Annotated in this window: 19 protein-coding genes; 8 read left to right on the plus strand and 11 right to left on the minus strand. The window is 48.5% G+C overall.

Annotation, left to right across the window (positions count from 1 at the left end):
* The 3 genes from QFX30_RS00005 to QFX30_RS00015 form a co-directional block, all read right to left on the minus strand.
* Positions 1–310 (minus strand): metal ABC transporter permease (locus tag QFX30_RS00005; protein ID WP_300486482.1); only part of this gene is annotated, 310 nt, incomplete at its 3' end.
* Between the two features lie 5 nt (positions 311–315).
* Positions 316–1,062: a metal ABC transporter ATP-binding protein gene (locus QFX30_RS00010; RefSeq protein ID WP_300486486.1), complete on the minus strand. Its 747-nt coding sequence runs from the start codon at positions 1,060–1,062 to the stop codon at positions 316–318.
* Positions 1,063–1,067: 5 nt separating this feature from the next.
* Positions 1,068–1,955 carry a zinc ABC transporter substrate-binding protein gene (locus QFX30_RS00015; protein ID WP_300486489.1) on the minus strand — a complete coding sequence of 296 codons (888 nt, stop codon included), beginning with the start codon at positions 1,953–1,955 and terminating at the stop codon, positions 1,068–1,070.
* A gap of 116 nt (positions 1,956–2,071) precedes the next feature.
* Between QFX30_RS00015 and QFX30_RS00020 the strand changes: the two genes are divergently transcribed.
* Positions 2,072–2,455 (plus strand): CopG family ribbon-helix-helix protein, encoded by a 384-nt coding sequence (locus tag QFX30_RS00020; protein WP_300486492.1) that lies wholly within the window; start codon positions 2,072–2,074, stop codon positions 2,453–2,455.
* A gap of 93 nt (positions 2,456–2,548) precedes the next feature.
* Here QFX30_RS00020 and cobM read toward each other — a convergent pair whose 3' ends face one another.
* The 5 genes from cobM to QFX30_RS00045 form a co-directional block, all read right to left on the minus strand.
* Positions 2,549–3,280: a precorrin-4 C(11)-methyltransferase gene (gene cobM, locus QFX30_RS00025; RefSeq protein ID WP_300487335.1), complete on the minus strand. Its 732-nt coding sequence runs from the start codon at positions 3,278–3,280 to the stop codon at positions 2,549–2,551.
* Between the two features lie 122 nt (positions 3,281–3,402).
* Positions 3,403–4,275 (minus strand): DUF166 family protein, encoded by an 873-nt coding sequence (locus QFX30_RS00030; protein ID WP_300486494.1) that lies wholly within the window; start codon positions 4,273–4,275, stop codon positions 3,403–3,405.
* Positions 4,276–4,285: 10 nt separating this feature from the next.
* A complete protein-coding gene (locus tag QFX30_RS00035; protein WP_300486497.1) occupies positions 4,286–4,528 on the minus strand; it encodes a TIGR00304 family protein in 243 nt (80 codons plus the stop codon).
* Between the two features lie 145 nt (positions 4,529–4,673).
* Positions 4,674–4,895 (minus strand): hypothetical protein, encoded by a 222-nt coding sequence (locus tag QFX30_RS00040; RefSeq protein WP_300486500.1) that lies wholly within the window; start codon positions 4,893–4,895, stop codon positions 4,674–4,676.
* 106 nt (positions 4,896–5,001) lie between these two features.
* A complete protein-coding gene (locus QFX30_RS00045) occupies positions 5,002–5,415 on the minus strand; it encodes a methyl-coenzyme M reductase family protein (protein ID WP_300486502.1) in 414 nt (137 codons plus the stop codon).
* 78 nt (positions 5,416–5,493) lie between these two features.
* Between QFX30_RS00045 and QFX30_RS00050 the strand changes: the two genes are divergently transcribed.
* The 7 genes from QFX30_RS00050 to QFX30_RS00080 all read left to right on the plus strand — a co-directional run bounded on the left by QFX30_RS00050 (position 5,494) and on the right by QFX30_RS00080 (position 10,575).
* A complete protein-coding gene (locus tag QFX30_RS00050) occupies positions 5,494–5,937 on the plus strand; it encodes a hypothetical protein (RefSeq protein WP_300486504.1) in 444 nt (147 codons plus the stop codon).
* Complete coding sequence (locus QFX30_RS00055) at positions 5,934–6,500, plus strand: hypothetical protein (protein ID WP_300486505.1); 567 nt, start codon at positions 5,934–5,936, stop codon at positions 6,498–6,500. The genes QFX30_RS00050 and QFX30_RS00055 overlap by 4 nt, the downstream gene beginning before the upstream one ends.
* A gap of 115 nt (positions 6,501–6,615) precedes the next feature.
* On the plus strand, positions 6,616–6,993 hold the full coding sequence (locus tag QFX30_RS00060; RefSeq protein WP_013295793.1) for a roadblock/LC7 domain-containing protein: 378 nt from the start codon (positions 6,616–6,618) through the stop codon (positions 6,991–6,993).
* A gap of 2 nt (positions 6,994–6,995) precedes the next feature.
* Positions 6,996–8,171: a GTP-binding protein gene (locus QFX30_RS00065; protein ID WP_300486506.1), complete on the plus strand. Its 1,176-nt coding sequence runs from the start codon at positions 6,996–6,998 to the stop codon at positions 8,169–8,171.
* Positions 8,172–8,867: an RAD55 family ATPase gene (locus tag QFX30_RS00070; protein ID WP_300486508.1), complete on the plus strand. Its 696-nt coding sequence runs from the start codon at positions 8,172–8,174 to the stop codon at positions 8,865–8,867.
* Positions 8,864–9,550: an RAD55 family ATPase gene (locus QFX30_RS00075; RefSeq protein WP_300486511.1), complete on the plus strand. Its 687-nt coding sequence runs from the start codon at positions 8,864–8,866 to the stop codon at positions 9,548–9,550. Before QFX30_RS00070 ends, QFX30_RS00075 begins: the two co-directional genes overlap by 4 nt.
* A gap of 140 nt (positions 9,551–9,690) precedes the next feature.
* Positions 9,691–10,575 carry a tetratricopeptide repeat protein gene (locus tag QFX30_RS00080; RefSeq protein WP_300486513.1) on the plus strand — a complete coding sequence of 295 codons (885 nt, stop codon included), beginning with the start codon at positions 9,691–9,693 and terminating at the stop codon, positions 10,573–10,575.
* Positions 10,576–10,740: 165 nt separating this feature from the next.
* Here the strand turns inward: QFX30_RS00080 and QFX30_RS00085 are convergent, their stop codons facing one another.
* From QFX30_RS00085 to QFX30_RS00095, 3 genes are read right to left on the minus strand one after another with little or no spacing between them, the layout of a single operon-like run.
* Complete coding sequence (locus tag QFX30_RS00085) at positions 10,741–11,712, minus strand: glycosyltransferase 4 family protein (protein ID WP_300486516.1); 972 nt, start codon at positions 11,710–11,712, stop codon at positions 10,741–10,743.
* A gap of 59 nt (positions 11,713–11,771) precedes the next feature.
* Positions 11,772–12,236, minus strand: coding sequence for a helix-turn-helix domain-containing protein (locus QFX30_RS00090; RefSeq protein ID WP_300486519.1), 465 nt, complete (start codon positions 12,234–12,236; stop codon positions 11,772–11,774).
* 8 nt (positions 12,237–12,244) lie between these two features.
* Positions 12,245–13,822: a DUF530 domain-containing protein gene (locus QFX30_RS00095; RefSeq protein WP_300486523.1), complete on the minus strand. Its 1,578-nt coding sequence runs from the start codon at positions 13,820–13,822 to the stop codon at positions 12,245–12,247.
* Positions 13,823–13,838 lie beyond the last annotated feature (16 nt).

The following is a 13,838-nucleotide window of genomic DNA, read 5'->3' on the forward strand; positions in this document are numbered from 1 at the left end:
GTATACCCAGGGCCATACCGGCTGACCAGAGCATACCTATCGCGGTATCCTCACTTATATCTGTTTTCCTTGTGATTTTACCCATAAGGAGAGCGGCTGCAACGGTGAAGGGGATGGCCGCTGTCACCGGATTCACACCGAGGAGGTATCCCAGCCCCACACCACCAAATGCCGCATGTGATATACCCCCGCTTATCGAGACTATCCTCTTGGTCACCACGTAGCTTCCAACTATACCGCAGGCTACGCTGACAAGCACCGCTGCAATCACTGCGTTCCTCATGAACTGGTACTGGAGAATTTCAAGCACGGCAATCACCCCTCCTTGTGTTCATGGAGCACCCTGTGGGGTATCCCATGTGCGATGAGTTCCACTGGACAGCCATATGCATCCTCAAGGCAGCTAACGGCCTCCTCCACTGTCCCATGGACGAATAGCCTGTGGTTCAGGCACGCCACACTGTCCACGTGCTGCGCGACCGTCCCGATATCGTGGGATACAAGGATCACCGTCATCCTCTCCCGCAAGCCATCTATGAGGCTGTAGAATGAGGTCCTGAAGGCCGGGTCAACGCTTGCAGTTGGTTCATCAAGGAGGAGTAGATCAGGGTCCCTCACAATGGCCCTTGCCAGGAAAACCCTCTGTAGCTCTCCCCCTGAGAGCTCGCCAATTTTTCTATCCCTGTAATCCAGCATCCCCACCATTTTCAGGGATCTGAGGGCCCTTTTTCTATCATCATCTGTATATGCCGCAAATCTTCTGTATGTGCCCATGAGGACTGTCTGGAGGACGTTTATGGGGAAATCTGTTTTGAAGTGACTCCTCTGGGGGAGGTATCCGATCTTTTCCCGGGCATCCTCAGGATTTTTCCCCAGCACCTTCACAGTTCCTGAAGATGGCCTTATCTGTCCTGTTATGAGTTTCAGGAGTGTTGTTTTACCCCCACCGTTGGGGCCGATCACTGCAAGGATTTCACCTTCAGGTACCTCAAGGTTGATGTCCTCAAGTATGGGCCTGCCATTCACGTGGTAATTGACATCCCTCATCTCAACTGCCAGCATTTCCATCACCCCTTAAGGGCCCTCAGTACCTCCTCAATGTTCCTGGTGTAGTTTCCCCCCAGTGGATCCACAACGGCAATCCTCGCCCCTATCTCGTCTGCAATGAGTTCTGCATTTCTGCTGCTGAACTGTGGGGATACGATTACAACCCTTATGTTCTTCCTTCTGGCATCCTGAATTATCAGTGATAATGTTGCCGGGCCGGGTTCCTTTCCCTCCCTTTCAATTGCAACCTGTTTTAGTCCGTATTCCCTGCAGAAGTATCCCCAGGCGGGGTGGTAGACCAGTATGCTTTCACCGGTCCTGTTTTTAAGTTCCATTCTGAGCCGGCTGTCCAGTTCATGCAGCTTTTCAAGGTAGGTGGCAGCGTTTTCCCTGTAGTATCTGCTGTGCTGGGGGTCGATCTCCTGGAGCCCCCTCAGTGTGTTGTTCACCATCACCATTGCGTTTCTGGGTGATGTCCACACGTGGGGGTCGTATGGGCTCTCTGATGATTCATGTGAATCTTCAATGGATGATGGGATGAACTCTATCCCCTCTGAAGTGTTTATTATCCTCATAGTGGGGTTGAGCGTCCTTATTTTATCAAGGTAGTGGTTTTCGAATTCAAGGCCGGATCCAACAATGAAGTATGCTCTGGCCTCTGACACTCTTCTTAGTGTCTCTGGTTCAGGTTCATAGGTGTGTGGGTCGGCGCCCTCCGGTACCAGGACAACCACCTCTGCCCGGTCCCCTGCAATTGCCTCCACGAACTCCTTCTGGGGCATTAGTGTAACCGCAACAATCAGTTTTTCCTGCTGCGGCTCATCCGACGTCTCTGATGTGAAGATGTACATTCCACTCATGGAGAGTATGGTTATGAGTGCAATTGCACCTATCTTCCATCTTTCCATCCAACCACCAATTCACTTTATGTCCATGAAAATATATAAAAATTGTTAATATATGAGGCATAATTTAATAAATTTTAGCATAAAGTATATAAATTCTTATTAAAATAGAGTGATCTATGGTTGTGGTCAGTGTTTCACTCAGTGAAAAGTTACTTGCAGAGATAGATGCACTTAGGGATGAGATGGGATTCTCAGGAAGATCCGATGTTATAAGGGCTGCTGCAAGGCTTCTGATAGATGAGAAAAGAAACATGCAGGAATTGAGTGGAGATATAAACGCGGTTCTCTTTCTAATACACAAAAGAAATGACGAGGACATGGTCACAGAGATAAAACATGACTATGAGGATATAATCAGCACCCAGATACACAGTCACCTCAAGGATGGGAAGTGCCTTGAACTCTTCATAATTGAGGGAGAGTCCTCAAGGGTGAGGGAACTCACAGAGAGCTTCATAGCCTGTGGCAGAATGGTCCACATAAAGCTCTTCACGTTCTGATCTCAGGTACCTAAAAAAGGAGAATAGGTTTGTTAAGGGCTTGCCGTCGCTTAAATCGGCGTCAGGGGAAATAATGTTGAGTACAAGATTTGTTCAGGACCTGTATTCATGGCTGAATCCGGCGTCATAGAGCTTGGAGGCCCTGAAATCCCCTGGATCTAGAACTCTTCCCACGATTATCATGGCAGTTTTTTTTATACCGGCCTCACGTACCTTCATGGATATATCCGCCAGGGTGCCACTCACAATCTCCTCATCAGGCCATGAGGCCCTCTTAACCACGGCAACGGGAGTGTCAGCTGGGTAGTGCTTCATCAGCCTCTCTGCAACATCCTCTATCATGTGGACACCCAGGAATATGCACATGGTTGAACCGTGCCTTGCAAGCTCCTCGATGCTCTCTGAAGGCGGCACAGGTGTTCTCCCTGCAGGACGTGTTATTATAACGGTCTGAGAAATCTCAGGGAGTGTAAGTTCAGCCCCCAGGGCGGCTGCGGCTGCAAAAACGGAACTTACGCCGGGTATAACACTGTATGGAATTCCTTTCTCATCAAGGACCCTCATCTGCTCCCTGATGGCCCCATAAATAGAGGGGTCTCCTGTGTGAACCCTCGCCACTGTTTTACCGGCCCTGCAGGCATCCACCATGATCTCCGTTATCTCATCAAGGTTCATGTGGGCGCTGTTGTGGACCTCCGCGCCTGGCGCATACTCTAGGATCTTTTTGTTTACAAGTGAACCTGCGTATATCACAACATCGGATCTTTCAAGAACCCTTATGGCCTTCAGTGTTATGAGTTCAGGGTCTCCTGGACCTGCACCTATGAATACAACCTCACCTGTAACTTTCTCATTAACTTCAGGGTTTTGTGTGCCTTTCAGATTATCATCTCCTCTGTGTTATTCAGGGTTTTACGTAAGGGGTAGGGATGACCCTGCGGATCCCGTCATGTCCGCGGGTTTATAATTTCTATGGCCCTATTGGGACATTCCCTGGCGCACCTCCCACAGGCACCGCAGGAGAAGGGATCCACCTCTGCAGTCACACCCATCCTTATGGTATTCATGGATAACCTGACAAGGGGGCAGACATCCCTGCAGAGGAAGCCGCACTCCTCTCCCAGACATTCCCGGGGGTCGACGTGGGCATAAACGCCGGGCACACCGGCAGCCCTCTTGAAGGCCTCCCTTGTGAGGTAACCTGCAACATGCAGGGGGGTATCCCCCAGCACAGGGTCAGCTTCCATGGACGCCAGGCAGGGGTAGTTGTGGAATCCTTCACCTGCAGCCACATCCACCTCAGGGAGGGGAACCCCCCTTATCCTCTCTGCAACGTAGAAGGTGGAACCGCATGGAGCGCTTCTTTTAACCCTGACCGAAAGGACACTCTCCTTCACATCCATCTTCACATCAGGCTTCCCGAATCTCGAGGCAAATGAGTCAATGAAGGGATTTCCTGTAATATCAAGTGAACAGAAGGGTAATGGGAAGACGGCTGATTCAACCATCCCTGAAATCTCAGATTTAAGACCTTCAGGGAGCTGACCTGGCGCATGGGATTCCACTATGATGGCCTTCGATCCCGATTCAACCGCTATTTCAGCCGCGACGAGGTTAAGGTCACCGAAGAGTCCCGCAGCAACTGTGAGATCTGCATCAGGGATTTCTGGGGGAAGAAGTGATGATGGATCATCCAGAAATTCATCTAGATAGTCATCATAATCAAATACAGCCACTATGTCCGGTGCCAGCCCATGGGCGGCGACGGTATTCACCACCCTGGCGCCGTATTCTCCACAGGCCACCATTATGATCCTCATGGAAGCACACCTATCTGTAGAAGAGTATGTATGCAATCACCATGAGGATCAGGGCTAGCACAACCCCTGTGATGGCCATGTTCCTGTCGCTGCCAAAGATTATGGGCACGGGCCCTATCATTACAACTCCCGCGGCCTTAACCTCCCCCTTTTCCCTTGTCTGGGAGGCGCTGAGGGCTCCTCCGATGAATGTTAAGAGTATGCCTGTGATTATAAGGATTACTCCCGCGGTTATGAGAATCTCTCCTCTCATGATATCCTCCACTGAATTGTTGTACTCCTATATCTGGTGTATCTGGTCTCAGTACAGCTATTGTACTCCTCATTTTATAAGTGGTATGTCGCGTGTCAGTGGCTGCTAAACCCCTCTCTCTGAATGAAATAAATTGCTGATGATTTTACTCTCGTTCCACGTATTCAATGGACACACATTCCCAGGGCTGGACCTCGGTATTTATTGTGGCGTAGAGTTCCCTATCATTGTGCCTGAAGAGGTCCTCACAGCTGAAACTGAGGTCTGATGATACCTTAACCGGGTAGATCCTCCCCCTGTTACTCTTTACGATTATCTCTCCATCTCTGCTTATACCTATCACAAGCTGTTTTATTTCATTTGCCATATTGAATCCTCCAGCTCCTATACTAATCTGAAGGACCACCTAGATAAATCTGACATGAATCCTCTGATTCGGGATGGACCCTGTAAATCTTCGTCAGCATAGAATCTCATAGCAGACGGTACTCGACCCTGTGGCCCATCTTTCTTCTCTCAATGAGTTCCATGTCAACCATTTCATCAAGGAGGCCGTCATCGGTTGCGATCTCATCTCCGGGGGTCCATGAAGGTTCTTCTGCGAGCCTATCGTAGACCTCAAGAAGGGACTGTATCCTCTCAAGGACATCTTTATCAACATCAAGGCCCTCTATCTCCCCCTTTATCCTTCGGGCGGTCTCTCTGAGCATGTCTTCATCTGTGCTGGGAATGATGCACAGGACTCTGACCTCATTCCTCAGGAAGTACTGACCCCTGTGAACACTGAATATGTCCCTCTGGATTATAAGGCCACCGGCATCCTCAACAAATTCCTCAAGTTCATGGAAGTTATGGGGTCCCCCTCTGAAGACCACTAGGGAATACATGTAAGTTTTTATGTGCATCAAACTATATCTATACACCAGTTAGTAATATTTATATACTAAAATTTATTAATTATCCTCATGGATAAACATGGTGTTCTGGCAGCTGACGCCGTAACATCAACCTTTTTCATGGTTCTGCTTTTATCCACCATGGTTGCCATCGCTGGTTCAAGGATTGAGGGTGTTCACCATGAGGAGGGACTTCTTGAACTCCGCATACTCATGGACGATGTGGCATGTGCCGTTGACCTTGCAGTTGCAGGGGGCCCGGGCCGTGAAGTTGTTGTTGAACTCCCACCCAGTCTCAACCACACATCAGCTTACAGGCTGAGGATCAACTCAACCGGGGTCTACGGCTGGGTGGATGGCTACAGGGGGTTCTCAGATATATGCCCTGTTATCATTGCGGACTCAAAGGGGAACCCCACATCAATTAACCTTGAGGCAGGCAGGAAATACTCAATAAGGAACACCTGCAGGAATAACAGGACCCTTATCATGGTCTCGGAGGTGAAACTTTGAGGTTGGATGTATCCAGGAGTCCCTGGGCTTCATCTGTGACAAATTTGAGGCCAGGTCATATCTATGGCTGCACCGGAGGGCAGGTACCCATTGAGTACCTGCTACTTACAGGGGCCGGGCTCCTCATTGCCATACTCATCTCTGGTCAGGCTGGAATGCAGCTTGAACTCCTGGCAGCCCATTCGGCTGCAAAAACCGGGGCCCTGGAGGGGGTTACGACTGACACCCTCGCAGTCTACCCTGCTGTTACCTTTGAGGAGTACCAGAACCAGAAACCGTCCCTACTCCAGCCATCAGATGTGAGGGTTCTCAGGGTTGAGATGATTGACGAGGGCTACAACAGCACATACGGTCGGAGGAAGTTCCGTCTGAGGGCATGGCTCTCTGGCCCACCTATGGAGCCTTCCCTGAGGGAGTCCCTCTCTGACAGGGTGAACTTCTGCATGAGGAGATCCATCTCACGGACCTTCAGAACAGAGAACCTGACCGGCACCTACCACAACCCCGCCCTTTCAGACCACTACGTCTTCACAACATCTGAGGCGGTGTGGGTTCCTCCTTAAATTACACCAAGGCTGGATGTAAACTGATATAAAGGGTTAACAACATAATTAAACTGTAATACTCATCGCCGGGGACACTTCCTGATACCGGTTACCGAGTCACTGGGGTGTATTGATGGCCAAAACAAAGAAGGAAAAACTGGATGATGTGCTCTCTGCTTTTATGCAGGTCGGTCAGATAAGGGCTGCGGGTATTGTTTCAAAGGAAGGGCTGCTTATAAACGCACGGACACCTCCAGATGTTGATGCCAGGATATTCTCAGCCCTCTGTTCAACAATAATGGGTGCTGCAGAGGCGGCTTCAGGGCAGATGAACACTGGCGGCGTTTCTGAGATAACCGTGAGAACCGAGAAGGGTATAATCATTCTCAAACCTGCAGGTGAGAAGGCCATATTCACGGCCCTGGCAGAACCTGAGGCACAGCTTGGTCTGCTGCTCTTTGAAATGGATTCAAGGGCAGCACAGGTTGATGAAATTCTAAGGGAGATGTGAACATGAAGAGGACTTACATCCCGAAACTCGACGACCTCCTTGGTGGTGGAGTGAGGGAGGGGGCTTCTGTGATGTTCTCGGCATCCCCCGGAGTTGACTATGAGGCATTCGGTTACCAGATGCTGAACGGGCGCCTTGCTGAGGGCGAGAGGGGGTTCATATTCACCAACGTCGAGGAACCAGAGAGCATAATATATGAATTCAGCTCCTATGGCTGGGACATCAAGCCCCACATTGAGAGGGGGGATATGTTCTTTGTTGATGGAAGTTCACCCTTCCTTGGAATGCCATCAGAGGAGCGTTATACTGTCAGTGATTACTCAGAGATAAAGGAGATTGTTTTGAATGCAATAGAGGATATTCCCGGTGGATTGGGGGTTATAAACTGTCTATCTGTAATCATAGATTACGTGGGGGATGAAGACACCCTTGAAATTGTTGAGGCATGGAACAGGAGGGCCTCTGAACTGGATGTAAACCTGGTCTACCTCTTCACCGAATGGGACTATGAAAGGGATCTCATGGATAAATTGAGATCACTTATGGACTGTGTCATTGACCTGAGGACTATTGAGGAGAGGGTCATAATAGGTCAGGGGTTCATGGTTGCACATTCTGACTGGTCCAGCCCCCCCGATACCATGGTGCTCTTCTTTGTTGTACAGCCAGGTGGCGTTAAGGTCTATGTGCCCAAGATACTGGTAACTGGCCCCTACAATTCAGGAAAATCCACATTCGTGAAGTCCATATCCACAAAAGCAGTTTCTGTTGATAGAAAGGCCCTCTCGGCGTTCCCCACAACCATTGCAATGGACATAGGCCACCTTGAGTATAAGGGCTTCATGGCGGATATCTTCGGTACACCGGGACAGGAGAGATTCGACCTAATACTGGATGTCCTCTCAAGGGAGGCTGTAGGGGCATTTATACTGGTGGATTCAACCGCACCTGAAACCTTCGCCAGGGCCAAGGAGATGATAAGAAAGACAAGGGCAGAGGCGATACCTAAGGTTGTGGTTGCCAATAAACAGGACCTTCCAGGCGCACTCTCACCTGATGAGATAAGAAAAAGGATGAAGCTTGGAGGTGATGTCCCCATAATACCTGTTTCACTTAAAGAGGGATGGGGAGTGAAGGAAGCACTTGAAACCCTCCTCGGACTTCTCTATGGTGGTTAAATGATTGTTAAAATTCCCTCAGGAATACGTGGCCTTGATGAGCTCATTGGTGGAGGGGCGATCCCTGAAAATACTGTTACACTTGTCTATGGGCCCCCGAAGGTTGGTAAATCCATATTCAGTTATGGTTTCGTGGTTGGGGGTGCCGAAAGGGGCGAACCCTGTCTCTACATATCCACAGACTATGGACTGATGGACCTCAAGAGGAACATGAAGGTTCTTGGTATGGATGCCGAGAGTTACATGGAGAAGGAACTTCTCTATGTGATAGACGCGATATCAAGCATATCAGGCCCAGCATCTGATGCTGGCAACACCTACCTCTCATCATCTGTGCATAACCCCACCGATATAATGGTGAAACTGGGGGTTGCCATAAGGAACATAACTGCAAGCTACAGCATGTTCAGGTCTGTCCTGGACTCCCTCACAACTCTAATGGCATTCAATGATGAGATGCTGATAGTCCGTGTCCTCACAGCATACATAATGAGGATCAAGGACGCTGGCGGAACTGCCATTGTCACCTACACCGAGGGATCAGCAGACCCTAAGGTTGAGACCATGCTCAAGGCGGTTGTGGATAACATAATACACCTCGATGGATCCGAACTCACAGTTGAGGCCATGATAGGGATCGGGAGGGTCAGCGCCCCCTACACCATAGACGATGAGGGCCTTAAGGTCAACCCATGAGGGATATCATGAGTGAGAACTACACCACAGGTATAGCGGGACTTGATGATATGGTGGGTGAACTGGAGCCTGGTTCAGTCATCCTGGTCACGGGTCCCCCCAAGGCAGGTAAATCTGTACTTGCAACGGAGTTCATCTACAGGGGGCTTCAGGCAGGAACCCCATGTCTTTTCATAGCAGCAGAATATGGTTACAGGGACCTTCAGAGGAATACGATGGCCTTTAACTGGTTCATCCAGACCTTCAGTGATAAACTTCATGTAATTGATCTTCCAACGGGACTTGGAGGTGGTAAACCCCAGGACTCAGGGAACATAAGATACTCTGCCCTTCAGAATACCACCGACCTCATGGTAAAGGTTGGTATAGCCACAAGGAGCCTCTACCAGGAGTCTGGAATATTCCTTTCAGCATTTGACTCTGCATCCATTCTCCTGGCATTCAACCCCCCAAGACTTGTGCTCAGGGTGCTCAAGGCCTACAATAACCGTGTGAGGGAGGCCAATGGAATAGCACTGGTGGCGTATACAGAGGGTGTTGCGGATCCAGAGATAGAGAATGGAATTTCTGAACTCTTCGATGTGCATATCCGCATGGACGGCTCCATGATATCTGCCAGTACCCCCAGAGAAACCAGGGAGGCACCCTACAGTATATGTGACCAGGGTCTTCTGGTGGGCTGATCTAGATTTCAGGCCCCATTTTTAGTGGCTGAAGTTATTGCATAAGGTCCATTAACGGCTAATTGGGTCATCAGGTCCCTTTACGGTAGCTATTTAAATTAAGATTCCCATATATTTCATTAATAATATCTGGGGCTGTAATGATGATATTAACCATTCTGAGCATATTTGATTTTCTTAAGGGAGAGGGGGAGACTGAATCTCTGGAGAAGTACCTCCGTAAACTTGAGGAACTCCTTGAGGAGGAATTTGACACCCTCATAAGAATAGCCAGCTTTTATGCTGATGAAGGGAATAGCCGGGAGGCCCTTGATTACCTTGAAAGGGCCTACAAGGTGGCATCTGATATGAATGACGAGGAACTCATGGCATTTGCCCTTGACTCCATGGGTGACGTTTACCTCAGTGATAGGAAAATCAAAACTGCAATGGAGTACTTTAAAGAGGCGCTCCGGATCTATAACTCTGTTAACTCTCCACTCAGAAAGGATTTAAGGGAGAAGATCAAGGAGGTCGAAAAGATCAGGGAGGCCATAGATATAGCAAGTCTCAACCGCCTCCAGGAGGAAGCTGAACCTGAGATGGCAGAGGTGGATCTTGGTGCCCTTGAACCATTACTGGACAGGCTTGTGGAAAGAGTTGAATCACTTACAATGTACCAGTCACAGTCCTATGAGGACTCCATATCCCAGATAAGGGAGGCCTACCATATTGCAAGGGATATTGGTGATACAGCCACAGAGGCATCATTGCTCCTGCTACTGGGGGCCTATTCACTTAAAAATGAGGATTTCAGCGATTCAAGGAAGTACCTTAAGAAGTCCGAGGATCTCTTTAAAAAGACAAACAATGATATGGGACTTGCCGTCGTAATGGTACTCATGGGGGTCCTTGACTTTATAGAAAACAACCCTGAGGGTGTTGCATCAAGTTTCAGAGGGGCTGTTGAGATCTTCCAGAAACTGGATGAGAGGGAGATGGAGTCTGTGACCCTTGAACTCCTCAACAAACTCTACAGTTTCTGAGACCAGAAGGGCAGATACTCTGGTTCACGGAACAACTGCATCAACAGAAGGTACTTCATAAGGTAAGAGATGAGGAATGTTATGAAACAAACTTCCTAATCAACAATTCTACTCTCTCCACCTTACTGGGGCTTTAAACTCTAAGGCCTTTGAATACGAAAATTCTTAGAAGGGGTCCAGAGGGAGTATGAATGCAAGTAGAACCCCCAGGGCCCCGAAGAATACCCCAATTGACCACACTATCATCACAACCTTCTTTTCGGTCATGGGTCTTCTTAGTATCCATCTTATGAGGGAGTTGAATCCCTCAGAGGGGGCTATGAGTTTTCCATCCTCTGAGATTTCTGTAGGCTTGTGATTGTGCCTTTCAACTACACCAGCACTGTAGAACTTCAGGAGACCATCTATGATGTTGGGGAGGAGGACTATTAGTGCTATTATCTTGATCCTACCTATGAATGCAACAGAGGCTATGCAGGCCCCTATTATTAGGGTTCCAACATCCCCCGGGAATACCCTTGATGGGTACCTGTTGTAGATTAGGAAGGCCAGGAGGGCTCCGAGCATTGCCATGGTTATTATGGAGACATTGTATTTGCCCATTATGATACATGAGGCTGTGAGGGCAGTCATTGCAATTGATCCAAGGCCAGATTCGATGCCATTCAGGCCAGCAAGCATGTTTGTGAGGTTTGATGCAATTGAAACTGCAACTGGCATCATAATCATGTAAAGTATTCCGACGTTTGGGGGGGCCACCCATATTATGGGAAGACCTGCAAGGAAGAGAAGGAAGAGTTTTTCACGTGATGATAGCCTCACAAGGTCATCAACCATGCCGACTATACCCACAAGGAGTATCACAAGGAGCGTCACCATGAGTTCGTAGTGGAGGCGCGGAAAGAAATACATACCGAGAAACATTCCTATTGTGAAGCCAAATAGTATCCCGATACCACCCATCTCTGCAACGATGGGCTTTGAGATCTTATGTATGTCGTTTCCAACGACGTTAGCATCTTTAAGCTTACTTATAAGTCTTGGCATAACCATATACGTTGATGTAAATGATATGATACAGCAGATTATTGATACGATAAGTACAGATGAATATTCGGGTGTAAAGTTCAGCACCATTAAAATCACCGGATTTATCCTACTATTAACGATACGGCTTTATAAATATTTTCAGTTAATCACCCATTCTTGAGTATATAGTATACTGTCCTGAGGGGTATGCCGAGCTCCTCAGAAATTTTTCTGGCTGGAACACCATTCTTTGCCATCTCACGAACCCTGAAGCGCGTGTTCTTATCATACTTCTTCTTCTTACCACGCTTCAGTTTCATATCGCCCTTGAGGTAGTATACAGTCTTGAGGGGTATATTTGTGATACCTGAAATCTGCTTGGGAGTTTTACCCTCCCTCAGGAGACTCTGAACCATCTTAACGTCCTTTTCTGTGTACTTCCGGGGTCTCCCGATTCTCTTGACAGGTTCAACCTCCACTCCAAGTTCCTCAAGGGCCTCCAGGTACCTCTTTGATGTACGGTGATAGAGGCTTATGGGACATGTGATCTTCTTGAGGTCAGGGTTCTTCTCAAGAATCTCAATTATTCTCCTGGCAGTCAGAGGCTGATTTAAATGGATCTTTTCTGCCATAAAATCACTCAATTACCTTTTATAAGGTTAAGAAACATTCTAGCCCTGTCAGTAGATGGCTTGCCCAGGTTTTCAATGCTTCTTTCTTCTTGTGTCACGTCCTCCACACTCACATGGAAGAGTTCAGCGCATGTTTCAGTGTCAATATCTGTCTCCATGTGCAGTACAGCGGCCCCGAATGCAAGGGGGTCAGGTTTCATGTGCAGGCCCTTCATTTTCTCCTCAATCTCAAATTTCCTCAGTAGAACATCCCCCAGGTTCTCAATATAGACCATTCCACAGTTCCAGTACCCCCTGAGGAGTTCAAGGGCATCCTCACTGAACTCATCGAAGGTCCTCACCTGTGTCCTGTCAAGTACGGGTCTAAGGTTGGGAAATGGACCCGAGTATTTGGAGCGACGATCCAGGGATGTTCCAAGGTAGTAGAAGGCGATGTCCCAGAGAATGAGGTTCACGGGAACATCCCTGAAGACCTCCCTCTTGAGTTCCTCCATTGTCTCAAGATCCTCCTTCAGCTTGGGATTCAGGTTACCATTTTCATCACCAAGACCGGCTTCATGGATTAGCCTGTGCATCCTATGCAATCTAACCTCCCTTAGTTCATCTTCGGAAATCCTGAGATCAGGTGAATATGTCCTGGCATCAAAGACTATCTCCCGGTACCTCTCCACAGCATCGTAATCCCTGAGATTCTCTCTGTAGACGGTATCCTGTATCTGATCTATTATCTTCTGGGATAGACCTGCATATGCAAGTGCAAGGGCGGTCCTCGTGTACCTGTCATTCACTATGCTGGATTTTTTCCTGTGGAACTGTATCAGCTCCACCCTAACATTTGGGCCATACTTCTGCCTCAGCATCCTCTCGTAGTCATCGTCCTCACTGTCAAGGGTTATGCGCCTTCTGATCCACCTTCCATCCTCAAGGACCCTTATAACGAGGCTGGCAGATCTTACAGCCCCCTTCTTTTCGTTTTTAAGGAGCCTCATTATCTTCTTGAGGGCCTTCCTGGCCCAGAGGCTCAGCTCAGACATCTTCACCATGTAATCCCCTGAGAGAGGGAGGTGCGGTATTATCTCAGGCCTGCAGATTGCCCGTTCATTGAAGATGACCTTCAGGCTATCTGATCCACAGGGGCAGTCAATACCCCCTGCTGGGTCATGAAGCTCAACCTCTCCCAGCCGCAGGGTTCTTGAACATCCATGGCATGTGAGGAAAACGTACTCCTCAATGTTGCCAAGGGCTATCCTGTGGGATGAGATTGCAGAGTTAACCCTGTCAAGAAGGTTCTTCTTTACAGATGCCTTCATACGGAAGTACTGGGCATGCCTCTTTATATCATGGATGTCCTCAGCGATTTCAGGGGACTGGTGGGTGCTGTACCCGGATATTGACCTGAAGGGGTACTTGAAACCCCTCAGCTCCATAGCCTCCTTCAGATCCTGAAGCTCCTCAAGGTTTCCACGGAGATAGATGTAAAGGTTAAGGAGCGCCTCCGGTGACTTAAGATCATCTTCAGAGATCCTTCTATCCCTTATACTCTCCAGAAACCTTTCTGACCTTGCAATTAGACCTGATTCGTTCATAATATTCTCCAGCCAG

Origin of the sequence: Methanothermobacter sp., assembly GCF_030055435.1 — an archaeon.
GTDB lineage: Archaea > Methanobacteriota > Methanobacteria > Methanobacteriales > Methanothermobacteraceae > Methanothermobacter.